The organism is Streptomyces sp. NRRL B-1347 (assembly GCF_000720325.1).
GTDB lineage: Bacteria > Actinomycetota > Actinomycetes > Streptomycetales > Streptomycetaceae > Streptomyces.
The window spans coordinates 80,015-104,036 of the sequence record NZ_JOJM01000012.1; the positions used below are offsets into that span (position 1 = coordinate 80,015).

The 24,022-nt window shown below is 73.4% G+C and carries 19 protein-coding genes; 7 read left to right on the forward strand and 12 right to left on the reverse strand.

The features are described from left to right. Positions 1-35: 35 nt before the first annotated feature. Positions 36-1,148 carry an alpha/beta hydrolase-fold protein gene (locus tag IG74_RS0113625; protein WP_051854859.1) on the reverse strand — a complete coding sequence of 371 codons (1,113 nt, stop codon included), beginning with the start codon at positions 1,146-1,148 and terminating at the stop codon, positions 36-38. 168 nt (positions 1,149-1,316) lie between these two features. On the opposite strand from IG74_RS0113625, the gene IG74_RS0113630 reads away from it, so the two are divergent. Together IG74_RS0113630 and IG74_RS0113635 are read left to right on the forward strand one after the other, a co-directional pair. Next, positions 1,317-1,529, forward strand: coding sequence for an MbtH family protein (locus tag IG74_RS0113630; protein WP_030675106.1), 213 nt, complete (start codon positions 1,317-1,319; stop codon positions 1,527-1,529). A 139-nt stretch (positions 1,530-1,668) separates the two neighbouring features. Continuing rightward, the gene (locus IG74_RS0113635) at positions 1,669-2,190 is read left to right on the forward strand and encodes a GNAT family N-acetyltransferase (protein WP_030675109.1); all 522 of its coding nucleotides are present in this window, start codon (positions 1,669-1,671) and stop codon (positions 2,188-2,190) included. Here IG74_RS0113635 and argB read toward each other — a convergent pair. Further along, positions 2,174-3,115 (reverse strand): acetylglutamate kinase, encoded by a 942-nt coding sequence (gene argB, locus IG74_RS0113640; protein WP_420709887.1) that lies wholly within the window; start codon positions 3,113-3,115, stop codon positions 2,174-2,176. The genes IG74_RS0113635 and argB overlap by 17 nt on opposite strands. A 661-nt stretch (positions 3,116-3,776) precedes the next feature. Between argB and IG74_RS0113645 the strand changes: the two genes are divergently transcribed. After that, on the forward strand, positions 3,777-5,099 hold the full coding sequence (locus IG74_RS0113645; RefSeq protein ID WP_037825292.1) for a lysine N(6)-hydroxylase/L-ornithine N(5)-oxygenase family protein: 1,323 nt from the start codon (positions 3,777-3,779) through the stop codon (positions 5,097-5,099). Here the strand turns inward: IG74_RS0113645 and IG74_RS0113650 are convergent. The 4 genes from IG74_RS0113650 to IG74_RS0113665 form a co-directional block, all read right to left on the reverse strand. Further along, positions 5,064-5,627 carry a flavin reductase family protein gene (locus IG74_RS0113650; protein ID WP_051854860.1) on the reverse strand — a complete coding sequence of 188 codons (564 nt, stop codon included), beginning with the start codon at positions 5,625-5,627 and terminating at the stop codon, positions 5,064-5,066. The two genes, IG74_RS0113645 and IG74_RS0113650, sit on opposite strands and share 36 nt — an antisense overlap. Then, the gene (locus IG74_RS0113655; RefSeq protein WP_051854861.1) at positions 5,624-7,834 is read right to left on the reverse strand and encodes a tetratricopeptide repeat protein; all 2,211 of its coding nucleotides are present in this window, start codon (positions 7,832-7,834) and stop codon (positions 5,624-5,626) included. The genes IG74_RS0113650 and IG74_RS0113655 overlap by 4 nt, the downstream gene beginning before the upstream one ends. Then, positions 7,831-9,057 carry a hypothetical protein gene (locus tag IG74_RS0113660; RefSeq protein ID WP_063761245.1) on the reverse strand — a complete coding sequence of 409 codons (1,227 nt, stop codon included), beginning with the start codon at positions 9,055-9,057 and terminating at the stop codon, positions 7,831-7,833. Before IG74_RS0113660 ends, IG74_RS0113655 begins: the two co-directional genes overlap by 4 nt. An 825-nt stretch (positions 9,058-9,882) precedes the next feature. Beyond that, positions 9,883-10,608, reverse strand: a complete 726-nt coding sequence (locus IG74_RS0113665) for a leucine-rich repeat domain-containing protein (protein ID WP_030675125.1) — start codon at positions 10,606-10,608, stop codon at positions 9,883-9,885. Positions 10,609-10,769: 161 nt separating this feature from the next. On the opposite strand from IG74_RS0113665, the gene IG74_RS0113670 reads away from it, so the two are divergent. The 3 genes from IG74_RS0113670 to IG74_RS0113680 all read left to right on the forward strand — a co-directional run bounded on the left by IG74_RS0113670 (position 10,770) and on the right by IG74_RS0113680 (position 12,732). Next, positions 10,770-11,486 carry a CGNR zinc finger domain-containing protein gene (locus tag IG74_RS0113670; protein ID WP_078868761.1) on the forward strand — a complete coding sequence of 239 codons (717 nt, stop codon included), beginning with the start codon at positions 10,770-10,772 and terminating at the stop codon, positions 11,484-11,486. Between the two features lie 119 nt (positions 11,487-11,605). After that, positions 11,606-12,106 (forward strand): hypothetical protein, encoded by a 501-nt coding sequence (locus IG74_RS0113675; protein WP_030675137.1) that lies wholly within the window; start codon positions 11,606-11,608, stop codon positions 12,104-12,106. 275 nt (positions 12,107-12,381) lie between these two features. Next, positions 12,382-12,732, forward strand: a complete 351-nt coding sequence (locus IG74_RS0113680) for a hypothetical protein (protein ID WP_051854863.1) — start codon at positions 12,382-12,384, stop codon at positions 12,730-12,732. 121 nt (positions 12,733-12,853) lie between these two features. Here IG74_RS0113680 and IG74_RS0113685 read toward each other — a convergent pair whose 3' ends face one another. From IG74_RS0113685 to IG74_RS0113695, 3 genes are all read right to left on the reverse strand, one after another. After that, the gene (locus IG74_RS0113685) at positions 12,854-14,830 is read right to left on the reverse strand and encodes an N-acetylmuramoyl-L-alanine amidase (RefSeq protein WP_030675143.1); all 1,977 of its coding nucleotides are present in this window, start codon (positions 14,828-14,830) and stop codon (positions 12,854-12,856) included. Positions 14,831-15,058: 228 nt separating this feature from the next. Further along, positions 15,059-16,222, reverse strand: coding sequence for an EstA family serine hydrolase (locus tag IG74_RS0113690; RefSeq protein ID WP_030675147.1), 1,164 nt, complete (start codon positions 16,220-16,222; stop codon positions 15,059-15,061). A 109-nt stretch (positions 16,223-16,331) separates the two neighbouring features. Beyond that, the gene (locus IG74_RS0113695) at positions 16,332-18,341 is read right to left on the reverse strand and encodes an ATP-binding protein (RefSeq protein WP_037825265.1); all 2,010 of its coding nucleotides are present in this window, start codon (positions 18,339-18,341) and stop codon (positions 16,332-16,334) included. Positions 18,342-18,565: 224 nt separating this feature from the next. On the opposite strand from IG74_RS0113695, the gene IG74_RS0113700 reads away from it, so the two are divergent. Continuing rightward, positions 18,566-19,636 carry a PP2C family protein-serine/threonine phosphatase gene (locus IG74_RS0113700; protein WP_051854864.1) on the forward strand — a complete coding sequence of 357 codons (1,071 nt, stop codon included), beginning with the start codon at positions 18,566-18,568 and terminating at the stop codon, positions 19,634-19,636. Between the two features lie 30 nt (positions 19,637-19,666). On the opposite strand, the gene IG74_RS0113705 is transcribed toward IG74_RS0113700, so the two are convergent. From IG74_RS0113705 to IG74_RS0113715, 3 genes are all read right to left on the reverse strand, one after another. Beyond that, positions 19,667-20,884 (reverse strand): serine hydrolase domain-containing protein, encoded by a 1,218-nt coding sequence (locus tag IG74_RS0113705; RefSeq protein WP_234334329.1) that lies wholly within the window; start codon positions 20,882-20,884, stop codon positions 19,667-19,669. Continuing rightward, positions 20,881-22,440, reverse strand: coding sequence for an alpha/beta hydrolase (locus IG74_RS0113710; protein ID WP_030675161.1), 1,560 nt, complete (start codon positions 22,438-22,440; stop codon positions 20,881-20,883). The genes IG74_RS0113705 and IG74_RS0113710 overlap by 4 nt, the downstream gene beginning before the upstream one ends. A 174-nt stretch (positions 22,441-22,614) precedes the next feature. Beyond that, a complete protein-coding gene (locus IG74_RS0113715; RefSeq protein ID WP_030675164.1) occupies positions 22,615-23,802 on the reverse strand; it encodes an aminoglycoside phosphotransferase family protein in 1,188 nt (395 codons plus the stop codon). Positions 23,803-24,022 lie beyond the last annotated feature (220 nt).

The window sequence follows — 24,022 nt, forward strand, 5'->3', positions numbered from 1 at the left end:
ACCGCCGCGTCGTTTCCGCCGCGCTCTTCAGCCGGTCAGGCGAGCGCCCAGGCGACGTCCCGGAGCAGCGCCTGCCGCCAGCCCGCGCGGTCGTGGCCGGCCGCCGACCGGGAGACCCGCACGGTCGCACCGGCCTGTTCGGCGAGGGCCTCGGTCAGCTCGCAGTGCGGCAGCATCCGCGTCTCGTGTTCCCCCACGTCGAACGCGACCCGCAGACCGGTCAGGTCGGGACGCTCCCGCAGCCGCGCGGCGACGGCGCCGCCGACCGGGCCGCCGAGCGGGTCCGCCGCGTCCAGGGCGTCGGGCGTCCACCAGAACGACCCCGACTGGCAGGCGACGCGGGACACCAGGCCCGGGTACTCCAGGGCCGCGTACAGGGCGCTGAGCCCGCCGAGGCTCTGCCCTGCGACCACGAGACGGTCCAGGTCGGCGGGGACGCCGGACTCCGCGACCAGCGGAAGGAGTTCGTCGCGGACCGCCTCCCACAGCTCGGGCCTGCATCCGAACTCGGCCGCCCTGTCCTTGGCCGGGAGGAAGACGAGGGTGCAGGCGGGCATCTCACCACTGGCCGCGGCCGCGTCGAACGCGTCAGCGGCGGGGTGCAGGTACAGCCAGTCGTCCCCGTCGAGCAGGAGCACCACCGGCCCGCCGCCGCGCACGGGGTGCACGCGCACCGTGCGCCGTCCGCCGAGCCGTTCGCTGGCCCAGCGCAGCCGGGTGCGGGGCAGCGGCAGGACGTCGTCGGGGCCGACGACGGGCCAGTGCGGCTGCTCCGGGGCGTCCGGGGTGGCCGCGATGGAGCGGTCGCCGCCCGCGCCGACCGGGTTGAAGGGGTCGGCGTACGCCGCGTCGTCCGCGCGGAACTGATAGGTCACGCGCAGCCGCGCGGGCATGCGGACCTTCGCGTACCAGCAGTCCGTGTCGGCCCAGCGGCGCAGCGGGACCGGCTTCGACCAGCTCTCGAAGTCGATGGTCGCGGGGGAGCCGCGCCACAGGAACAGGGTCACCCAGCCGCCGTCGTCGGCGGGAACCGACACGGGGGCTCCGACAGCAGCCCAGAACGTGTCGGTGCCGGGCGCGCCGGGCAGACCGAACTCGGCCAGGTTGTCGTCGATTCCGGCGGTGAGGCCGGAGGCAGGTTCCGTCACGACAGGACCGCTCCTTGTGAGAGGGATGAGGAAGGAATAGGCTAATCTTAATTAGGTGAGCCTAACCTAATTGTGGCGCGCCTCTCCCTTTCCGGCGCGTGCTGACGAGCTGATTCGCATGCTCGACGCGGCCGACGCCGGCCCGTCGTTCCTGAGGAGACAACGAACATGAGCACCAACCCGTTTGACGATACCGAAGGCCGCTTCCTGGTCCTGACGAACGAAGAGGGCCAGCACTCGCTGTGGCCGTCGTTCGCCGAGGTCCCCGGCGGGTGGACGGTCGTCTTCTCGGAGAACACCCGCGACGCGTGCCTGGAGTACGTCGAGTCCCACTGGACCGATCTGCGCCCCCGCTCCCTCGCGGCGTCCATGGACGCCTGACGGGGTCGAGCCGACCGGCCCGCCCGCGATCGCGGTGCGGGCCGGGCTTGTGAACAGTAAGGCTGCCCTTACTTTGATGCCCCGTCAGGGGAACACGGCGACGAGCCGTTCTCGATCGAGTCACCGAGGAAGGAAAGCCTTGATCACGGCTACGCCGCGCCCCGTCCCGCAGTCGCACGCCCGGCCCGCGCCGGCACACTCCGTGCGCACCGCCCGCCGGGAGGACGCGGCCGCGCTCGCCGCCCTGTCCCGTCCCTTCGTGCGCTCGGGCGCGCTGCGGGAGCGGCCGGTGTCGCTCTACGCCGCGCACGCGGCCGACTTCCTGGTGGCGGAGGCCGCGGACGGCGCCCTCGCGGGCTGTGTGGGCCTGCGCGCGCACCGAGCGGCCCCGGGGGCGGGCGGCGGCTCCGCGGGCGTCGTGTACAACTTCTGCGTGGCCGGGCAGCAGCAGGGCAGCGGCGTGGGCGCCGGGCTCCTGCGCGCGGTGCTCGCCGCCGCGCACACCCAGGGCCTCGGCGCCCTGTTCACGGCCACCACCGGCGGTGGCGGCCTGTTCCTCCGCTACGGGTTCGCGCCCACGACGGCGCGCCTGGCGCCTCCGTCGTGGGCGGCCTCCTTGGACCCCGACCGCAATGCCCGGATCCTCACGAAGTCCTTGTGACGGCCTGCCGCTCGCGGGCGAAGGCGTCGTCGGGGACCACGGTGGTGCCCGGGCTGGTCTGCGCGAGGACGCTGCGCAGCACCGCGTGCGGCACCCGGCCGTCCACCACGTGCGCCTTGCGCACGCCGCCGCGCACGGCGCGCAGACAGCCCTCCATCTTCGGCAGCATCCCGCTCGCGAGGCCCGGCAGCATCCCGTCCAGGGCCTCGGCCGTCAGATGCTCGATCACCTCGGTGCTGTGCGGCCAGTTCGCGTACAGGCCCTCGACGTCGGTGAGCATCACGAGGCGCTCGGCGTCGAGCGCCACGGCCAGGGCCGAGGCCGCGAGGTCGGCGTTGACGTTGTAGACCTGCCCGTCCTCGCCGCGGGCCACGGGGGACACCACCGGGATGTGCCCCTGCTCCAGGAGCGTGCGCACCATGTCCGGGTTCACGTCCACGACGTCGCCGACGAGACCGATGTCCACCGGCTTCCCGTCCACCCACGCGGGCCGCGGTACGGCGGTCATCGTATGGGCGTCCTCGCCGGACATGCCTACGGCGAAGGGCCCATGGGCGTTGATGTGGCCGACCAGCTCCCGCTGGACGCGGCCGGTCAGGACCATGCGTACGACGTCCATGGTCTCCGGGGTGGTCACCCGCAGGCCCGCCTCGAACCGCGTCTCGAGGCCGAGGCGGTCGAGCATCGCGCTGATCTGGGGTCCGCCGCCGTGCACGACGACCGGGCGCAGGCCCGCCTGCCACAGCTCCACGACGTCCTGGGCGAACGTCCGTTGCAGGCTCGCGTCCACCATGGCGTTGCCGCCGAATTTGACGACGACCGCGCTGTCCCGGAGCTCCTCCGGCCAGGGAAGGGGGTCGCCGGATTCGCTGATCCTGGCGGGCACCCCGCTGGTGGGCAATCCCCGGGCAGCGGTCACGCTCACGGAGCCACTCCATTTCATGGACGGGCCCACCTCTTCAGGTGGGCCGATCAAGATTGCGTTTAGCTTAGCCTAACCTAAGTTCTAAGGTGGGCCATTGCTCTGCCCCGCGGCTGGGAATGCCGTCCAACGGCACCTCGGGTGGCGGGAATTGTCGACCGCGAGGCCAGTGAATTTCCGGTCACCTGCCGCGCGTGTATGCGTGCGTGATGACCGAAGTGCGCTGTATGTCCGTCCGGTCGAGGGTGGGGCTCCCGTGTCCGGCGGTGGCGGTGTGTCGTGTACGTTCAGCGTGCCGTGGCGCGGCTGACCGGGAATCCTCGGTGGTTGCCAAGTGTCCCGTGTGGCGGCGGTGATCGGGGTGGACTGTGATGTTGGCCGCCCGGTCGCCCCGGTCCCGTGTGTGCGTGGTCACTTGTTCGTGCGTGTGCGGCCGTCCTCGAAGTGGGCGGTGGCGAGGGCGACTTCCCGCCCAGGACCTGGCGTAGCGGCCTCGGAACCAAGCAAGGTGCGCGGTGTCCGACACCCTCAGATCCGGTGGTCGAAGACGGCGTCCGGCATGTGATTCCTTCTCAGACATTGCAAGGTAAGGCTAACCTTATCTAACATGTGCCTGCTTAAGGAGGCGATGAAGCGGGTGAATGCCGTGCACAGTGGGCCGGAGATGAACAATGAGCACAGGGGGACGGACGTGATGTACGACGTCCTGGGGATCGGATTTGGGCCATCGAACCTGGCGCTCGCGATCGCGGTACACGAACACAACGCGCGGCTCGGCGAGAGCGACCGGATACGCGCCGGATTCCTGGAGAAGCAGCCGCGGTTCGGCTGGCACCGGGGGATGCTGATCGACGACGCGACCATGCAGGTGTCCTTCCTGAAGGACCTGGTCACGATGCGTGACCCGAAGAGTTCCTTCAGCTTCCTGTGCTACCTGCAGGAGCGGGACAGGCTGGTGGACTTCCTCAACCAGAAGACGCTGTTCCCGCTGCGCGTCGAGTTCCACGACTACCTGGAGTGGGCCGCGGCCCGCGTCGACGACCTCGTCGACTACTCGGCCGAAGTGGTCGCCGTACGTCCGGTGACGGAGGACGGCGAGGTCACGCACTTCGAGGTCGTCAGCCGCGACGCGACGGACCCCGACCGGACCGTCGTACGCCGGGCCCGCAGCATCTGCGTGGCCACGGGCCTGGAGCCGCACCTGCCGCCCGGCATGGAGAACTCCGAGCGGATCTTCCACAACAGCCAGCTGATCCCGCGCGTGGCCGCGCTCAAGGAGACCGCGACGCCGGTGCGGCGCGCCGTCGTCCTCGGCGCCGGGCAGAGCGCCGCCGAGTGCGTCGACTACCTGCACCGGAACTTCCCGGACGCCGAGGTCTGCTCGGTGTTCGCCAAGTACGGCTACACGCCCGCGGACGACAGCCCCTTCGCCAACCGGATCTTCGACCCCGAGGCCGTGGACCTCTTCTACCACGCGCCCCGCGAGGTGAAGCAGTCGCTGTTCGACTACCACCGCTCGACGAACTACTCGGTCGTGGACATCGACCTGATCGAGTCCCTGTCGAAGACCATGTACCAGGAGAAGGTCCAGGGCCGGCAGCGGCTGCGCATGCTGAACGTCACCCGCATCCGCGACATCGACGCGCACCCGGACCGCCTGGACATCGGCGTGGAGTTCCTGCCCACGGGTGAGCGCGAGACGCTGGCCGCCGACGTGCTCGTCTACGCCACCGGCTACCGGCCGCGCAGCATCGGCGAACGCCTCGGCGAGGTCGACAAGCTGTGCCGACGCGACGACGAGGACGAGCTGGTCGTCAGCCGCGACCACCGCGTGGCCACCAACGCCAACGTCAGCGCCGCCGTCTATCTGCAGGGCGGCACGGAGCACACCCACGGTCTGACGTCGACACTGCTCTCCAACACGGCGGTGCGCGCGGGCGAGATCCGGGACTCACTCCTCGCCCGGCGTCAGGGCCAGACCGGCTGACAGGCGGACGTAACCGCCGTCGTGGTGCACCAGCGGCCGTCCGTCCGTCGCGTGCCACGCCCTGGTCACCCGACCGATGACCAGGGCGTGATCGCTCACCAGGAGGCGGTCGACGGGCGCGAGCGCCAGCCAGGCCAGGACTCCGTCCAGGACCGGGAGGCCGTGCGCCCCGCGGTGCCAGCGTGTGTCCGGGCCGAACTTGGCCCGGGCCGCGCCGCCGAAGACGCGGGCCACGGACTCCTGGCCCGCGGCCAGGAGGTGCACCATGACGTGGGACGCGCTCTCCACCACCGGCCAGGAGGTGGAGCGCAGCCCCACCGTGAACGACATCAGCGGCGGGTCGAGCGACAGCGACGTGACGGACGTGGCGCAGAAGCCGGCCGGACGGCGCCCGGTGCCCGCCGTGACGACGGCGACGCCCTTCGCGTGATGGCGCAGGGCCCGCCGCACCACGTCGGGGTCGGCACCCCGCCCGGGCGCCGCGTGCGCGGCGCCCCGCTCCCGCCGGAGGGGCTCGCTGTCCGTCACCCGACTCCCTCCCGAATCTCCGCGAGGGTCAGGTCACCGGCCCGCAGCTCGATCTCCTCGCCGCGCGGCGACGTCTCGTCCGGGCCGAAGGCCCGCAGATGGGCGCGCCAGTCCGCCAGCGCTCCCCGGGTGTCGGACAGGGCGTGGCGGCTGACGCCGCGCAGATAGAAGACGTCCGGGTCGTCCGAGCCGAGGGCGGGGACCGCCACGTCGAGGTCGGCGAGCGCGCGGCGGTGCTCGCCCAGGTCCTGGAGCGCCATGGCGCGGTTGGCCCGCAAGGTGGCGTCGTCCGCGATGCGCAGCGCCGCGTCCAGGTCGGCGACGGCCTCCTCGGTCCGGCCGCTGGAGTAGGCGAGGACGGCGCGGTTGACCCAGGCCGGCACGTACGCGGGCTCGGTCACCAGAGCGGCCGAGTAGCTCTCGTACGCGGCTTCCGTGTCCCCGGTCGCCTCGAGGAGCGCGCCCTGCGCGGCGAGCAGCGGGGCGTGGCGCGGGTCGATGGCCAGGCCGTGCTCGATGTCGCGGCGGGCCCCGGCCGTGTCACCGCGGTCCAGGAGGAGATCCGCCCGGTGCGTGAGGGAGTCCACGTGGTCCGGCTCCAGTTCGAGGGTGTAGTCGAGGTCCTGGAGCGCGCCCTCGTCGTCGCCGAGTTCGATCAGCAGGTCGGCGCGGTTGAAGTGCGCCTCGTAGAACGGCGGGGTCAGCCGGATCGCTGTGGCGTAGTCCCGCAGGGCCTCGTCGTGGCGGCCGAGGGCCCGGTACTGCGCGGCGCGCTCGAAGTAGTAGTCGCCGTAGTCCGGGTCGCGGTCGATCACGTCGTCGTAGTCGCGCAGCGAGGCCGTGTGGTCCCTGCGCGCGGCCCGCACCTGCGCGCGGTTGTACAGCAGGACGGAGCGGTGCAGGAGCTGCTCGTCCGGGGCGAAGTCGGCGTCGGTGAGGGCGATGGCCTCCTCGACGAGAGCGAGGGAGCCGTCGGCGTCACCGCGGTGCAGTTCGACCAGGGCGCGGGCGTTGCGCATGAACGCGCGCGCGAGCACCCGCCGCTCGGGGTCGGGGTGGCTGTCGGCGAACGCGATGGCCGTGTTCACCCAGGCGAGCGCCAAGTCCTCGTCGTGGTCCTCCTGGGGCAGGAAGCGGGTGTAGAGCATCGCCGTCAGATACGCCGTGCCCATGTGGACGTCCGGGTCGGCCGTGCTGCGGCGCATCTCCTCCAGAAACGCGAACGCGTCGTGGCCCCGGCCCAGGTAGCACAGGCACGCGGCGGCCTTGTGCGTGAAGGTGCGGTACGCCTTCGACCAGCCGCCGTCGGCCGCGAGGCGCCGCCCGCGCGCGGCGAGGTCCGCGACGGCTTCGTAGAGCCCGGCGGCGAAGCAGCCGTTGACGGCCTCGACGAAGGCGGCGACGCCCGCGCCCGCGGGGTCGGTGCCGTGCTCCAGGTGGTAGGGGATGGCGCCGAAGCGCAGCGTCGGATCGTCAAGGGCCGCCAGGGCCGCGGCGCGCGCGGTGTGCCGGCGCGCCCGCTCGGCCGGTGGCAGCGCGCGGTAGGCGTGCCGCACGGCGGGGTCGCCGCTGGTGCCGTCGGAGTCGATGAACAGCTGGGCCAGATCGCTGTCCGTGCCGTGCGGCGACAGCGGCTCCGGCGGGCGTGCGGCGCGGACGGTGTACGTGGTGAGCGCGCGGGTGAGCGCGTCCTCGCGGTCGCCGCTGCTGTCCGCGACCACGGTCAGCCGCGCCGGGTCGCAGCGGCGCAGCAGGACGGCCACGAACTCCCGGTCGGTGGGGTCGGCCTCGTCCAGGTCGTGGAAGGCGATGACGGCGCCTTGGGGGCGGACCAGGCGCGCCCAGTCCAGGGTGAGTTCGGCCACGCCGTGGGCGATGCGCAGCGCGCGCGGCGCGGGGTAGAAGCGGGTGCGCTCCTTGGCGCTCGCCAGGTTGGTGAGCGTCTGCGGCGTGCGCGGAACCAGCGGTTCCAGATCGGGGGCGATCACGGTGATCTCGGTGGCGCGCGCGGCCACCAACTCGGGGTCCCAGGTGAGCAGTTCGGGCACGAGGTGGCGCAGCAGGAAGCCGCCGCCGGTGAACGGTCCGCGCAGCCGCCGGTGGCAGCCGACCTGGAGATCGGGGTGCGGGGCTTCGGGCAGTTCGCCGATCGGCGTCGGCTCTTCGGCGGTGACGATCCAGCGGTGGTGGGGTGGCAGGGCGGTCATGCGGATGCTCCTCGGCGTGCGGCGGTGGCGGTGCGGGACTTGGCGCGCCGGTCCCGCACGGTGACGTAGAGCAGGAGGCCGAGTTCGAACGTCGTGAGGGCGACGAAGAACGCGGCGTCGAATCGGTCGGCCGCCGGTGTCCCCGCCCGGGTGAAGCGGTCGATGGCCGTGGACCAGAAGGTCAGCGCGGTGGGGACGGCGGCCCAGGCGAGGCTGGCGAGCGAGAAGGCGTAGCCGGACACCAGGACCGGCGCGTAGCGGCGGGCCATGGCGCGGTCGTGCTCGGACCACTCCCCGTCGGCCCGCGGGGGCGGGCGGCGTAGTCGGCGCCGGACGAGGGCGCGCAGGTGGAAGCGGGTGGCGTTCTGCAGATCGGTGCAGCGCAGGGCGGTGGTGGCGACGTAGTACAGATCCGTCTCCAGGTAGAAGAGGAACTGCCAGATCAGCCGCAGCACACAGGTGAAGGAGACCGCGAGGCACAGCGCGGGGAGCCAGCCGGGCGCGCTCGTGCGGCTCAGCCCGGCGGACGCGAGCGTGAGCGCGCTGACCAGCAGCACGTCGGCGAGCATGCCCGCGAGGAACGGCAGGTAGCGGCGGCGCCGTTCGACGCTGAGGAGCGTGTCCATCCGGGTCTCGGCGACGAGGTAGTAGAAGCGTCGCCCGATGCCGAGCGTCGAGGGCAGTCCCAGCCTGCGGCCCGCGAGCGCGTGGAAGCCCTCGTGCACCAGGATGCAGGGGATCGCCGCGCCGAACAGGGTGACGGCGATCAGCGAGATGTGGCTCGTGAACATCAGCTGGTGGTACGAGGGGCGCAGCGCGGGGTCGCGCACCATGGCGGTGAGGGCCGCCGTGACGAGCACGCCGTAGCAGGCCCGGGCGGGGCGCGAGAACGTCCAGCGGCCGAGCCGCTGCCAGCGTACGGGCGCGGGCGCGGACTCCTCGGCGTCCGGCGCGTCCCCGGCGGCGCGCAGGAAGCCGAGGTCGTCGACGGCGGCGAGGAAGTCCTCCATGTCGAGGCTCTCGCCGCAGGTGCGCGCGTACCACGCGGCCGCGTCGGCGACGGTCTCCCCGGCGCCCAGCAGCCGCAGGACCTGGGCGCCTTCCGCGGGGAACACCGCGTACGAGCCGGTGTCGGGGCGGCCGACCATGACGCCGTCGTCCTCGGCGACCATCGTCAGCCGGTGCAGGCGGACGGTGGCGCCGCCCGGTACGGTCACGCTCATCCGGCGTGCCTCTCTGCCGTGCGGTCGGGTGGGCCCGGCCGGGGCCGGGCGGGGACGGAGCCGGGCCCGGACCAGGGCCCGGCTCCGCGGTGCTCAGTGCTCGGAGCACGCGTAGTAGCAGGCGGTCGTCAGACGGATCGGACCGGCCTTGCGGATCGGCATCTTCTTCATGGTTGTCCTCCTCTCGGTGGCTGGTCCCAGTGGGGCCGCGTGACCTGGCGGCCGGAGGCCGGGCCGGGGCCCGACGGCTCATCCGGCGAGCCGTGGAGCTGTGGCGGCGGAGGGGAACCCCGCCGCCCGGAGAGGAATGACGCCCGGATCCGGCGCCAGGTCACTCGCTGGAACGTGCCTGGCGGCGGCCGGCTCCGGACGGAATGGTCCCGGGCCGCATCCAGACGGCACGCGCCATGGCTGTTCCTTTCCTCAGGTGACAGCCCGGGTGGCGCGCCCGATTCGCAAAAGGGCGTGAAAAGCCACCGCGGGAAATGTGCCAGGACCCCAGTGAAATCGATGGGACTGGAATACCTAGATCCCTCTTCACTGGTCTATGGACAGCTTGGTGGGGTGCCGCCTTTCATGTCAACCCAGGAATGTGGGCATCCGTATGCCGGTGCGGAGAGGTCAATTCGACGGTGGGCAAAGTGGCTTGGCGTGTCCGCACTGCTCTCGCATAGTCGCAGCTCACAGGCGTGCGGGTGGTTCGAAAGGCCAAGGAACGCCAGCTTCGGAAATCTCCCTATACCTTTGGACAGTTAACGCGCCCGTGCCTTAAGTCAAGGAATTCTCTTCCCCGAGCGAGCCGTTCGGCGCGGAACTGCGGACCGCTCAGCGCAGGACCACGCAGTCGCGGGCGCGCAGCGCCGCGACCGTGGGGTCGTCGTCCCGCACCTCGTTCCAGCGGAGATCGAGTTTTTCGAGGGACGGCAACTCCGCCAGCCAGCGGGGAAGTTCGCGCAGCCGATTGGCCCGCAGATCGACGCGCCGCAGCAGGGGAAGTCCGCGCAGCGCCTCCGGCACCGTGGTGAAGGCGTTCTCCCGCAGCTCCAGCTCGCGCAGGGCGCCCAGGTGTCGGACGGTGTCGGGCAGGGAGGTGAGCGCGTTGCCGCGCAGCCACAGCTCCCGCAGCGAGCGCAGGCCCCCGAGCGCATCGGGGAGCGAGGCGAGCCGGTTGTGCTGGGCGCGCAGCTCGACCAGGCCCGCCAGGCCGCCGAGGGTGTCCGGCAGGGCGGTGAGCCGGTTCTCGCCGACGTTCAGATACGCGAGCCGCGTCAGCCGGCCCAACTCGTCGGGCAGGGCGGTGAGCCGGTTGTCGTGCAGGTACAGGAAGTCGCTCAGCGCGGTGAGGTCGCCGATCTCACGCGGCATGGACGTCAGCTGGTTGTGGCCGAGGTCGAGGGTGCGCAGCGCGGTCAGCGTGCCGAGGCGGGCGGGCAGCCGCGCGAGCGCGTTGTCGGGCAGCAGCAGCACTTCCAGGCGCGGGTGGCGCCACACCTCGTCCGGTACGTCGGGGAGTCCGGCCCGCCAGTAGTTCAGTACGGTCGCGCTGGTCACCGGCACCTCTTTCCGGGCACGCCCCCGTGACGGCCCTTGACGCCGGCCGGGCGGCGCCCGCCGCGAAGGGCCCCCGGCTCGCCCGGTGGGCCGTGTGCCCGGCCGCCGCGGGTCCGCGGCGAAACCCGCCTAATGGATGCGGCGGAACCTATCATTAGCCCATGCCCGCACCGTCCAAGGCCTCCGCACCGGCGCCGACGCCCGGCGCCCCCCGGCCGTCGACCGCCGTCTCCCGGCCGCCGTCCGACCCCACCCAGTCGGCGTCCACCCGGCTGACGTTCGACCTCGCCGCCACCATCCGCCACGACGGGCACGGCGGCGTCGCCGACGACCTCGACACGCCCGAGGGCCTCACCGCCTGGGTGCGCGACCACGCCGAGCTGCTGCCCGACGCCCTCGCGGCCCGCCGCTACCGCGCGGACGCCGCCGCGCTTGAGGGCGTACGGGCGCTGCGCGCCGCGGTCCGCGCGCTCTTCGCGCACGCCGTGCTCCCCGGCGAGCCGAGCCCCGCCGACGCCCGCCGTCTCCTGCCGCTCGCCGAGGCCGTCGCCCGGCTGAACGACGCCGCGGCCAAGGTGCCCACCGTGCCGGTGCTCAGCTGGCCGGGCGGCACGGGACCGCTCGTGCGGGACGAGCCCGTGCCCGGTGCCGGGGACGGGACGTCCGCCCGGCGCGCGGACCTGCTCGGCGCCGCCCTGGCCCGGGCCGCGCACGCCTTCCTCGCCGGGCCCGACCGGCAGCGCCTGCGCGCCTGCCACGCACCACGCTGCGTGCGGTACTTCCTCAAGGAGCACCCGCGCCAGGAGTGGTGCAGGCCCTCCTGCGGCAACCGGGCCCGCGTGGCCCGCCACCACGAGCGCGCCCGCGGCTCCGCCTGAGGCGCCGCCCGGCGGCGCGCGCGTCGCTCTCGCACACCCCCGGGGCCCGCAGTGACCACGGGTTTCTCCGCCGCCGCCCCCGCGCCGGAAACGTCACCGCGGGCACGTACCATGGCCGCATGTCCTTCCTCCGCCGCCGCAGCTCCGCCACACCCGCTGGCCCGGACTTCGATGTCCTCGCCATGGATCCGGGGGACTGGCCCGGCAACCTCGGTGCCGGCCTGCTGCCCGCCCCCGACGGCAGCTGCCAGGGCGTCTTCCTGCGCTACGACCTGTTCGGCGGCCGCGGCCCCGCGATGATCATCGGCAATCTGCCGGAGGGCTCCCCGGCCCGTGAGCTCGCCGACGGCGAGGTGCCCTTCGAGGTGGCCCAGCTCCTGCTCGCGCTGGAGAATGACGAGGAGGTCACCGTCGTCTCCAGCGAGGACGTGCCGGTGATGCAGGGGGACAACCTCCTGATCGTGCGCCGCCTCCGGCTCTCCGAAAGCCGCATCTCCTGCGTCCAGTTCGACCGCAGCGACAACGTCCTGGTGACCATCGCGGCCTGGGACCGCCCCATCACCGACGACCTGTACGCGCTCCTCAAGCCCCTGCCCGCCGAGCTGTTCCAGCAGGGCTGAGCCCCGCCGCCCCGGCCCGCCTGGCCGGTACGGGCCCTGGACAAGGCCCCGGGGCCGCCGGTGCGGCGGGGGATTCCCGCCGCCTCGCCGCACCGGGGCGAGCGCCCCTGTCGCCCAACGGGCTGGTGGAGAACCTCCGTTGACTGGCGCTTTCCCACCGTTCGTACCGTCATGTTCAGGCTGGCGCGCTTCGTTCTGAGGCGTGCGGCGCGGCCGCCCCTAGCGTCGTGGGGGAGCGGGGTGTCCGCACGCCTCGACAGGGAGGGAAGTCGCGCATGAGCAACAACGACGTCTATCCGAACACGCCGTCGAGCACGATCCACCGCAACATGGCCTGGACCTCGGGGAACGGCCGCACGCTCCTCCGGCTCCAGGAGGACGGCAACTTCGTCGTCTACCGGGACAGCATCGAGAAGCCCGTGTGGTCGCCGGACACCCGCCCGGACGGGTACCGCGCGGTCATGCAGGGCGACGGCAACCTCGTGGTCTACGCCCAGGACGACCGCCCCGTGTGGGCGTCGAACACCTCCGGGCGCCACGGGGCCATCCTGTCCATCCAGGACGACGGCAACGTGTGCATCTACTACCAGGGCCAGCCGATCTGGTGTACGGAGACCGCCGGCTGAGCCGTCCGGCCGCACGGCTCCGGCCGTGCGCACGCCGGGCCCGGACCTGCCCCCACGCAGGTCCGGGCCCGGCGGTTCCCGGGAGCGCCCGGGGCGCGGGGCCCCGGGCGCGCCGCCGCGGCTAGGAGCCGGACGGCACCACCCGCACGTCGGCGGCGCGCACGAACGCCACCCGGTGACCGAACTGGATCTCGTAGTAGACGTCCTTGCCGCGCACCACGCGGTGCGGCTTCAGGTCGAACGTCGGCGCGTAGAAGTACTCACCGGGCACCTTGTCGCCGATGGCGTACTTCTGGCCCGCGAGCAGCTTGTACGGCAGCGGGGAGACCGTCTGCACCGGCACGCCCGCCGGGTACGCCTCCTTCTCCGGGTAGGCGCGGCCGTACACCGGGACCTCGCTCGCGCCGTCCTTCGGCGTCACCGTCCAGCCGCGCGCGTCGACGGCCGTCGGCTGCTTCCGCGGGTTCTTGAACCACGCCTTCTGGCCCAGGTACCACACGGCCGTCCAGTCGCCCTGGCGGTCGGCGACCGCGTACCGCTGGCCGGTGGACAGGCGCGAACCCATGTCGTTCACGTCGATCGTGGACGGCTCGCCGCCCGGGCGGAGGCCGATGTCCTTGACGAGCGGCGCGTCCTCGCGGGGCTCGGTGTACACGCGCACCGCGCTGGAGCCGTGCGGCACGCACTTCTCGCCCGGCTTGACGCAGCCGGTGAACTCCGGCCGGTTCGCGCTGAACTCGGGCGCCACGGTCACCAGACCGCCCTTCGGGCCCGCCGTGCGGTGGAGCGGCTTGCCGAGGAGCTCGAAGTAGTGCCGCCAGTCCCAGTACGGGCCCGGGTCGGTGTGCATGCCGCGGATGGTGGCCGCCGTGGTGCCCGGCACGGTGTCGTGGCCGAGGACGTGCTGCCGGTCCAGCGGGATGTCGTACCGCTTGGCGAGGTACTTCACCAGGCGCGCCGACGAGCGGTACATCGCCTCCGTGTACCAGGTGTCGGGCGCCGTGAGGAAGCCCTCGTGCTCCAGGCCGACGGACTTCGAGTTCACGTACCAGTTGCCCGCGTGCCAGGCGACGTCCTTGGTGCGCACGTGCTGGGCGACGTGGCCGTCCGACGAGCGCAGCGTGTAGTGCCAGGACACGTACGTCGGGTCCTGGACGAGCTTGAGGACGCCCTCCCACCTGCCCTCGGTGTCGTGCACGACGATGTACTTGATGCCCTGGGAATCGGGCCGCTCCGCCTTGTCGTGGTTGCCGTAGTCGTTGTCGCCGAACTCCTCGTACGGAGCCGGGATCCACTCGCAGGCCAGGGACCTGGGGCAGTCCGTCTCCGCCGCCGGTGCCTTGCGCAGGCCCATGCGCTCGACCTGCGCCGCGTCGGGCCTGAGACCGGGCCGCGGGGCGAGCGCCACCCGCTGCCCGGCGTCGGTCGTGCGCCGCTCGCCGTCACGGATGACCGCGAACACCTCATTGGCGTACGAGGCGGCGCCCGCCTGCTCGTCCGCGCCGGAGAACGCGGCGACCGCCCCGTACCAGTCGGCCGGGTCGTCGCTGAACGGCTTGTCGAGCCGCTTCTGCGCGGCGGCGAGGAGGGCGGCGCCACCGCGGACGTTCGCCGCCGGGTCCCGGCGCAGCTCGGCCGCGGGGATGCCGCTGAGCCGCGCGGCCCGCTTCAACGTCTTGAGCCGGTCGGGCAGTTGGGACTCCTCCGGCACCTGGCGCGGCTTGAGCGGGGCGCGGGAGTCGTCGCCGCGCGGGTCCTCGTCGCCCTCGCTGTGGTGCGGGGCCGAGGCCAGCGCGGTGCGCGCGTCGGTGAGGTGCATCGGGCCGTAGCCGCCGGTCACGCTGGGGGCGCCGGTGTGGGCGTCCCAGCGCGACTGGAGGTAGGAGACGCCGAGCAGCACGCTCTGCGGCACGTCGTACTCGGCGGCGGCGGCAGCGAACGCGCGCTGCAGCGAGCCGGGGCCTGCGGGCTTCTCGACGGACGGCGCCGGGGCGGCGCCGATGAGCGGCACCAGCAGGGCGGCCGCCGCGAGGGCGCCCGCCGTCCTCACGGTGCGTCTGCGCGCGGCTGGTTCGGGAACGTGGGCGGATCCTCGCAAGGCAGCCTCCTGGGACCTCTGGGCCGATGAAGCGGAACGGGGCATGCGGGGCCGGGCGTGCGTCAGTGGTACCCGCTTACCGACGATCCGTCAATCATGCCCAGAGGAAGGGATTTCCCATGTCAGCGGCGCCTTCACGGGTTTTCGCCCCGGGTGGTGCGATCGCCTGCTGCGCGTCAGTGGAATGGACCAATGCGGGGTCACGGCCCCGCATCGGCCGCGGCGTGGCTAGTGGCCCTTCGCCGCTCGCGTCACCGCCTCCGCCAGCCGGTGGTTCTCCAGGCCCGCGCCGAAGCCGGACGGGAAGGCGAAGCGGCGGCGCGTGTAGGCGTAGGCCACCCCGCGCGCGGGGTCGGCGAAGGCGAGGGAGCCCGCCGCGCCGCTGTGGCCGAAGGTCTCCGGGCCGAGGAACGCGTAGAGGCCGCTCAGCGACTCGAAGCCCAGGCCGAAGACGTCGTCGTTGCCGGTGACGAGGTCCGTGCCGCGCCGGCTGACCGGGGCGAACTCGGTGATGGTGCGCGGGGTGAGGAGCGGTGCCCGGCCGTCCACCTCGCTGATCGCGGCCGCGTACATCCCGGCCACGCCGCGCGCGGAGCCGACGCCGCCGGACGAGGCGGGGCCGAGGGCGCGTACGGCAGGGCTGTTCGCGAAGGTCACCAGATCGATGGACGGGGTCGCGTTCAGGTTGAAGGCGATCCCGCTGACGCTGTCCGGGGCCGGGGCGTCCGCCAGGAGCCGTTCGGCCTCCTCCTCGGTGGGCTCGAGCGGCAGCACCTCCGCGTAGCGCCCCTCCAGCGCCTTGGGCAGACCGAGGTGGAAGTCGAGTCCGTACGGGGCGCGGATCCGCTCCTCGTACAGCTCCTGCAGGGAACGGCCGGTCACCCGGCGCACCACCTCGCCCGTCAGGGCGCCGATGACGAAGGCGTGGTAGCCGTACGCCGTCCCCGGCTCCCAGAGCGGCCGCTGACCGGCGAGGCGCGCGGCCGAGAGACGGTCGTCGGCCAGCTCGGCGAGGGTGAAGCCGCCGTCGACGCCGACCGCCCCCGACCGGTGCGCGAGCAGCTCGCGCAGCGTCAGGCGGTCCTTGCCCTCGGCTCCGAACTCCGGCCAGTAGGAGGCCACCGTGCGGTCCAGGTCGAGGACGCCGTCCTGCACGAGGAGCGCCACCACGAGGTGGGCGGCGCCCTTGGTGACGGAGTACAGACCGGTCAGCGTGTCCGCCGAGGTGCCGGGGCCGCCCCACAGGTCCACCACCCGCCGGCCGTCCACGTGCACGACCAGCTGCGCCTCGGGCGCCTGCCGCTGCTCACCGAGCACCTCGGCGAACGCCTCCCGCACGCCCTCGAACCCCGCCGCCACGGTCCCGTGCACCTGATCCGCGTCGTGTTCCATGTGTCCCCCCGTGTATTGATCATGTACCGGCCAGGGAGCTACAACAGCGGGTTCCCAGGGCTTGTTCCCCGGTTTCGGCGCTCAGTCCGTGCCACCTTCGCGGGGCCGGTCACACCGTGAGCACGTCGGCGACGACCGCGTCCAGGTCGTCCTCGTACCCGGCGTCGAACGCCGCTCCGTACGCGTCGTCACCGAGGGCGGAGCGGGCCTCCGTCTCACAGGCCGCCCGCGCGGTGGCGAAGTCCTCCGAGCCGATGCGCGCGCTGCCGACGGCTTGCCAGAGCCGGTCGGCGGTGCCGAGGAGGCGGGCGGCCCGCTCGGCGTCACCGGAGGCGACGGCCGCGGAGGCGAGCAGGTCGAGGCAGAGGGCGATGCCGACGCTGTCCTGGAACTGGCGCTTGCCCCCCGTCGCGGCACGGGCGTGGGCAGCGGCCTCGTCGGGACGGCCGCCGAAGAGCGCGGCGAGGGCCAGCGTGTAGTCGCCGAAGGCGCGCAGCCAGATCTCGCCGTGCTCCGCGCAGTCGGCGCGCAGCTCGGTGGAGACGGCCCTGGCCTGGTCGAACTGGCCCAGGAAGACATGGGAGAAGGCCCGGGACAACCGGATGAGACCCCACGCGGAGCCGTAGCGGCCGCTCGCCGTCCGGGCATCCGGTGCCGCGGTGTGCGTCTCGATCGCTTCCGTGTGCCGGCCGTCCCCGCCGAGGATGGCACCGGACAGAAAGGCGGCCGCCTGTGAGACGGTGGTGTCGTCGTCCCCGGCCGTGACCTCCTTGAAGGCGGTGGCACACCGGCGGGCCGTCTCCCAGTCGCCCTGGGTTATGGCGACGAGGCAGCGGGCCCACAGGGCCTTGTCGCGGACGCGCCCGGCGGCCCCGTCCATGGCCAGGGCCCGGTCCAGATAGTGCCGCCCCTCCGTGGCGAAGCCGCAGGCGAACCAGACGAACCACAGAGCCCCGCTCAGCTCCAGGGCACCCTGCCCGTCACCCTCGGTCAGACAGAAGTCAAGCGCGGCACGGAAGTTGGCGTGCTCGGAGTTCGTACGCCGGTACCAGTCCGCCTGCTCCGGACCGAACCAGGCGGCGTCCGCGGTGCGGGCGAGAGCCAGGTAGTGGTCCAGGTGGCGGCGGCGTACCCGCTGCTCCTCGCCGAGGCCGCGCAGCCAGAACGCGCCGAACTCGCGGATGGTGTCCAGCATCCGGTAGCGCGACTCGGACCCCTCCGGCACCCACTCCACGATCGAGCTCTGCACGAGCGACGTGAGCAGCCCCGACACGTCCTGGACGGGCAGGCGGTCGTCCGCGCACACCCGTCGGGCCGCCTCCCTGTCGAAGCTGCCCGCGAACACGGAAAGGCGCGCCCAGGCGAGGCGTTGGGCGGGGGTGCACAGCTGGTGGCTCCAGCCGATGGCGGTGCGCAGCGCCTGGTGCCAGGGCGGATCCGCCGCGTACACCGGCTGGCGCGACTCGCCGAGCACCTCGAAGCGGTCTTCGAGGCGCCGGTTCAGTTCCCCCGGCGTCATCTCGCCGAGCCGGGCGGCCGCCAACTCGATGGCGAGGGGCAGCCCTTCGAGGCGCCGGCACAGGGCGGCCGACTCGCCACCGTCGGCACGGCCGTGCGCCGCTCCGCCCGCCCGCCGGGCGAGGAGGGCCAGCGCGTCGGCCTCGGGCAGGGGGCACAGCGGTACGACGTCCTCGACGGACAGGCCGAGCGGACGGCGGCTGGCGGCGAGGACCCGCAAGCCCGGCGCCACCATCAGCAGGGCCGCCACCGCTTCGGCGCACTCCCGGACCAGGTGCTCACAGGTGTCCAGGACGAGCAGGAGTTCGCACCCGGCCAGGTACTCGGCGACCACGTCGAGCATCGGCCGGGTGCTCTGGTCGACCAGCGGCAGCGCCTCGGCGATGGCGTACGTCAGCATAGCGCCGTCCACCAGTGGTGAAAGCTCCACCCACCAGACGCCGTCGGGGAAGCGCGGCCGCACCTCGGCGACGGCGTGCCGGGCGAGCCGGGTCTTCCCGACCCCGCCGACCCCGGTCACCGTCACCAGACGGTACCGGGCCAACCGGCCCGCGACCTCCGCCAGTTCACCGCGCCGCCCGACCAGACCGGTGTCGCTCACCCGCGGCGGGCCCCCACCTCCGGTCCGTGTGACTTCGCCACCTTCGCCCCCCTTGAGTTCCCACACGAGGCGGTCCCGGCCGCGCTCGACGCTACCGGCGGCGCGGTAGGCGTGCTCGGGCTGTGGCGAATTGGCCACGGACCGTCATCGAAGCTGGCACAGTACCCCGCACGCAGGGGTCGCGCGCGGAAAACCGAACTTCACCGGACGACCAGGGGGACGCAGTGGAAACACGGAGCAAGTGGCTCGCCACAGCGGTAGCGGCGGAGGCCGCCGCGGCCTCGGTCACCATCCTCACCCAGCTGCCGCTGCACGCGCTGCTCCTGGCCGGGCCGCTCCTTGCCGCCCAACGGCTCTCGGCACGCATCGCCGCCGCTTTGGGCGTCGCCGCCCTGGCCCTGGCCCTGCTCGGATCGCCGCCCGCCTCCGTGCACGACCTGGCCTCCCTGCTGAACATCGCGGCGGTCTCCATCTGGGCGGCGGTGACGGCGCACTCCCGCGTACGCGCCGAGCGCGCGCTCGACAGCATGACCCGACTCGCCGACACCGCGCAGGAGGCCCTGGCCCGTCCGCTGCCCGACCGCGTCGGCCACGTCGACCTCGCCGTGCACACCCGCCCCGCCGACGGGCACGCCCGCATCGGCGGCGACGTCCACGACGCCGTGCTCACCGCGGCGGGCCCGCGCGTGCTGCTCGCCGACGTCAAGGGGCACGGCGTCCAGGCGATGCGGGTGGCCGCCGCCGTCCTGGCCGCCTTCCGGCGCACCGCCGCCACCGAACCCGACCCGGTCCGGCTCGCCCACACCCTCGACGAGCACCTCGGGCCCGACCTCGGCCCGGAGGACTTCGTCACCCTGCTGCTCGTCGACTTCCACCCCGGTGAGGCCCACATCGTCAACTGCGGTCACCCGCCTCCAGTACGCACCGGCCGACGGCTGCACCTGCTCTCCCCGCCCCGGTCCTCACCCCCGCTGGGCCTGCGCCCCGCCCCCTGTCTGCAACGCGTCCATCTGACGCCGGGGCAGCGCCTGCTCCTGTACACCGACGGCCTCACCGACGCCCGCGACGCCGACGGGACCCCCTTCCCGCTCGACGCCCCGCAGTGCCACGCCGCCCTGACCGCGCCCGCGCCGCACGACGCGCTGCGGGGCCTGACCGATCTGCTGCGCCGCCACACCGGCGGCCTGCCGCTCACGGACGACCTCACCCTGCTGCTCGCCCAGCCCGCCCCGGCTCCGGCCGACCGGGTCCACGACACGTCCCCGCGGTCGGCGGGCCGCTCCTCGACGGCGTGACGGTGCTGCCGGTCGGCCGCCCGCGCGGCCCTAGCGGTCACGGCCTCCCCGCAGCGCGTTGTTCACCAGGCGGAGCGTGGCGGCGGCCTGAGCGTCCGCTTGCGCCTCCGCGGTGGGCAGGGTGAACGTCGCGGACGTCACGGCGCGGGCGCCGTCCCCCGTGACGCCGCACTCCGAGACCACGCCGAGGTGTGTCCCGCCGTGGAACCAGATGCCCGTGTCGGTGCCCGCCACCGGCCGCCAGGCGATGCCGAGGCCGTAGCGGACGCCCTTCGCCCGGATCCAGTCCTCGGCCGGGACGGTCCGCTTCATCGCCGCCAGCTGGGCCGGGCGCAGCAGGCGTCCGCCCATCAGGGCGCGCAGGAAGACCCCGTGGTCGCGGGCCGTACTGATGAGGCCGCCGTCCGCGCCGCTGACCGCGGCGATGGTGGTGTCGGTCAGGCGCGCGCTGCCGGGGAACTGCGTGTACGCCGTCGCCGTCGGCTGCGGGACGTAGGCGGAGCCGCCCGGGATCAGCGTGTGCCGCAGGCCGAGCGGCTCGATGACGCGCTCGTGGATCTCCTGTGCCCACGGACGGCCCGTGACGGCCTCGATGATGAGGCCCGCGACGACGTAGTTGGTGTTGGCGTAGCCCCAGCGCCGCTCGCCCGCCGGGTCGTCGCGGCGCGGGAGCCACTGCGGCGGCTTCGTCAGCGCGGCCGCCAGCTGCTCCTGCGGCGTGTGCGTGCGGAACCGTCCCTTGCGGTACGCCTCGGGCGTGAACTCGCCCTCCGACACCGCGAGGTAGTCGTTCAGACCGCTGGTCTGGCGCAGCAGATTGGCGACGGTGATCCTGCCGCCGTCGTTGCCGTTGCCCCGGATCGCGCCGGGCAGCCTGCGCTCGACCGTGTCCGTCAGCGCGAGCTTGCCCTCGCCGACGAGCTGGAGGACGACCACGGCGGTGAAGGTCTTGGTGTCGCTGCCGATGCGGTAGTACGCGTCCCGGGGCACCGGCCGATCGGACCCCAGGTCCGCCACTCCGGCGCGTGCCGTGGCGCGGCCGTGCGCGGTCTGCACCTCGGCGACGACCCCGGTGGCGCCGGTCGCCCGGACGGCGTCGACATCGGCCTGGAGGGCGTCGTGCCCGGCGGCGGGGGCCGCCGTGCCGTGTGCAGCCGCCGCGGCCTCGGGGGCCGCGCCCGCGAGCAGGGCCCCGGCGGCGACCGCCATGGTGGTGCGTCGGCTCAGCGCGGGTACGGTCCTGGTCATCGGGTCACCTCGGTGGCGGCGCAGGTCACGTCGGCGGCGGGCAGCTGCCCGCCGCGCAGATAGTCGTTGACGGCCCGGTCGGCGCACGGCACGGGGCGGTGCCCGTCGACGCCGCGCCCGTACACGCCGTGCGCACGGATGTCCGCCGTCACCAGACGCGAGCCGGTGAGCTTGCGGTGCAGCGCGAGACCGCCTTCGTAGGGGACGTTGTTGTCACGGCGGGCCTGGAGCATCAGGACGGGCACGCTGTTGCCGATCCTGGTGCCCGGCTCGCGCGGCTCGGTGTCCCAGAACGCGCACGGAGCGATCATGCCGTTGACGTACGGGCCGAAGACCGGCTGGGTGGCGCGGCTGCGGACGCTGTTGCGCCAGTACGCCTCGGGGTCCGCGGGCCAGCCGCCCGCGGGCCAGCCGCCGTCACCGCACATGAAGATCGCACCGCCCACGAAGCTGTCCGCGAGCTCGGGCGAGGACAGCAGTTCCAGCATGGCGGCCAGTTCCGGACCCGGCTCGACGGGCTTGCCCGCGGCGGCGTCGACCAGGTCGCGCACGATGGCCGCGAGGGCCGGGTCGTTCTCCTGGTGCTGGATGGGCTGCTTCAGGATCAGGCGCAGGACGGGGGCGTTGAGCCGCAGCCCCGCGATGTCGACGGGCCGCCGCTCGGCCCGGTCGAGCAGCCGCTGCACCGTGGCCCGCACCTGGGCGGCGGTGCGGCCGAGCCGGTACGTGCCGTGGTGCTTCGCGGCCCACCCGGCCCATTCGTCGAGGGACTTCTCCAGCGGCTCGCCGGAGCGCCGGAACAGTTCGTACTGCGTGGCCGCCGGGTCCGTGGACGAGTCGATGACGATGCGGTCGGCGCGGCGCGGGAACATCTGGGTGTAGACGGCGCCCAGGTCGGCGCCGTAGGACACGCCGTAGTACGACAGCTTGCGCTCGCCGAGGGCGGCCCGGATCGCGTCCATGTCCCGCGCCACGTTGCGGGTGGAGGCGTGCGGCAGGAGTTCGGCGTTGTCGCCGTGCTCGCCGCAGCGCCGCGCCTGGTCCCGCGCGGACTCCACCGAGGCCTCGAAGTCCTTCCGGGCGGACGTCCTCGGCCCGGGCTTCGTGGGCGGCCCCGCCGGGGTGCAGGTGAGCGGGCTGCTCTCGCCGAGGAACCGGGGATCGAAGCCGATCAGGTCGTAGCGGTCCGCCACGTCCTTCAGGGCGGGGCGCAGGGAGAGGGGGTGCGCGAGCCCGGTCCCGCCGGGGCCGCCGGGGTTGGACAGCAGGATGCCGCGCCGGTCGCCCGGGGACTTGGCCTTGATGCGGGAGATCGCGAGCTGGATCGTACGGCCGCCGGGCCGGGAGTAGTCGAGGGGCACGGTCACCTTGGCGCACTGCGCGCCCGCTTCGTTGAGCTCCTTCTGCTCCGCGGAACAGGCGCCCCAGTCGAGGCGCTGCTGCGGCGCGGAGCGGACGGGGGCGGGGCCGGGGGCGGGTGAGGCCGTCGCCGGGACGGCTCCGGAGAGCAAGCCCACCAGGCCGAGGCTGATGGTGACGGCGGGTGCGACGCGCATGGTGCTCCTTTTGGATCAAGCGGTGTCGCCCCTGACGTTAGGAGCACGCGCGACGCCACGACATGGGGCTACCCATAGATCCTTTGCGGGGGGCAACCACAGACGTGACACCGCGCGCACGCGAAGGCCCGTGGTGTGCCCCGCGCAAGGGCACATCACGGGCCGCCGTCCCCGTCAGCGCGTGCCGACGGCCGCCCGCACGGCCCGCCGGGCCATCTGGCAGTCGTCGTGCAGGCGCCGGAGGAGCAGCCGCTGCTCCTCGCCGGACGGCACGGCGACCGGATGGGGCGTGCCCGCCGGTGCCACCGGGGCGCCGTCGTGCAGGGTGCGCTGCACCGCCGTCTCGCACATCCTGATCTCGCGCGTGAGCACCAGCATCAGGTTGACCAGGAACGCGTCGCGCGCCGCCGGGCCCGCCTGCTGGGCGAGCTGGCTGATGTCGCGGCGCGCCACCGGGGCGTCGCCGAGGACCGCCCACAGCGTCGCCAGGTCGTAGCCGGGCAGGTACCAGCCCGCGTGCTCCCAGTCGACGAGCACCGGACCGGCCGGGGAGAGCAGCACGTTCGACAGGAGCGCGTCGCCGTGGCAGAACTGCCACATGGCCTGCGGCTGCGAGGCGTACGCGTGCGCTATGCCGTGCAGCAGCTTCTGCAGGTCGCCCATGTCCCGGTCGGTGAGCAGCCCCAGCTCGTGGAAGCGCGCGATCCGCCGGGGGTAGTCCAGCGGCTTGCCGAACATGTCGTTCGGCGGGCGCCACTGGTTCAGACGGTGCACGGCGCCCACCGCCGCCCGCACGTCCGCCCGCGGCGGGGCCTCCGCGGGGTGCCGCAGCAGCGCCGCGACCCGGCCCGGCATCCGCTCGATCACCAGGGTGCAGTCGTCCGGGTCGGCCGCGATGAGCCGCGGCGCGCGCACGGGCGGACGATGCCTGACGAACGAGCGGTATGCAGCTATTTCGTGCCTGATCCGCTCGGCCCACAAGGGCGAGTGGTCCAGCAGACACTTGGCGACGGCCGTGCTGCGGCCCGTCGTGCCGACGAGCAGGACGGTGCGACCGCTGCGGCGAAGCACCTGCACCGGATGGAACTCCGGACAGATGCGGTGCACCGACGCGATGGCGGTGCGCAGCTGCGCGCCTTGGGGGCCGGACAAGTCGAGTCTCCCGCTGAGCGGCCCGTTCGCGGTCGCCGGCGCACGCCGCGTCCGGCCGGATCCGAGCGGCGCCGACGCGGCGCGCGCCGGGGCCAGATAGGGGCCGCCGCCCTGGAGGGGGACCTCCGCCGGGCGGGCGGGACCACGGGACGGTGAGTGGGGGCGCAGCGGCCGGGGCGGGGCGGACACGGAGGACGATGCTGCGTACATGGGCGATACAGATCCCTTCGTGTGCCTGCGAGTTGCGGCGCCCTCCCGCCCCGGCCTCCGTGGGTGCACCCTGGGGAATGACTCGTGGGGGCCGGGTCGGGGTGGCGCACTCCTACCTGACACCCCGAGGCCCCTGGCACACCATGTGGCGCACCCTGGCGAACCCTGGCGAATAGTCGCTCAGCAACTGACAGACGGTTACTGTCAACTCAGCCGAGAA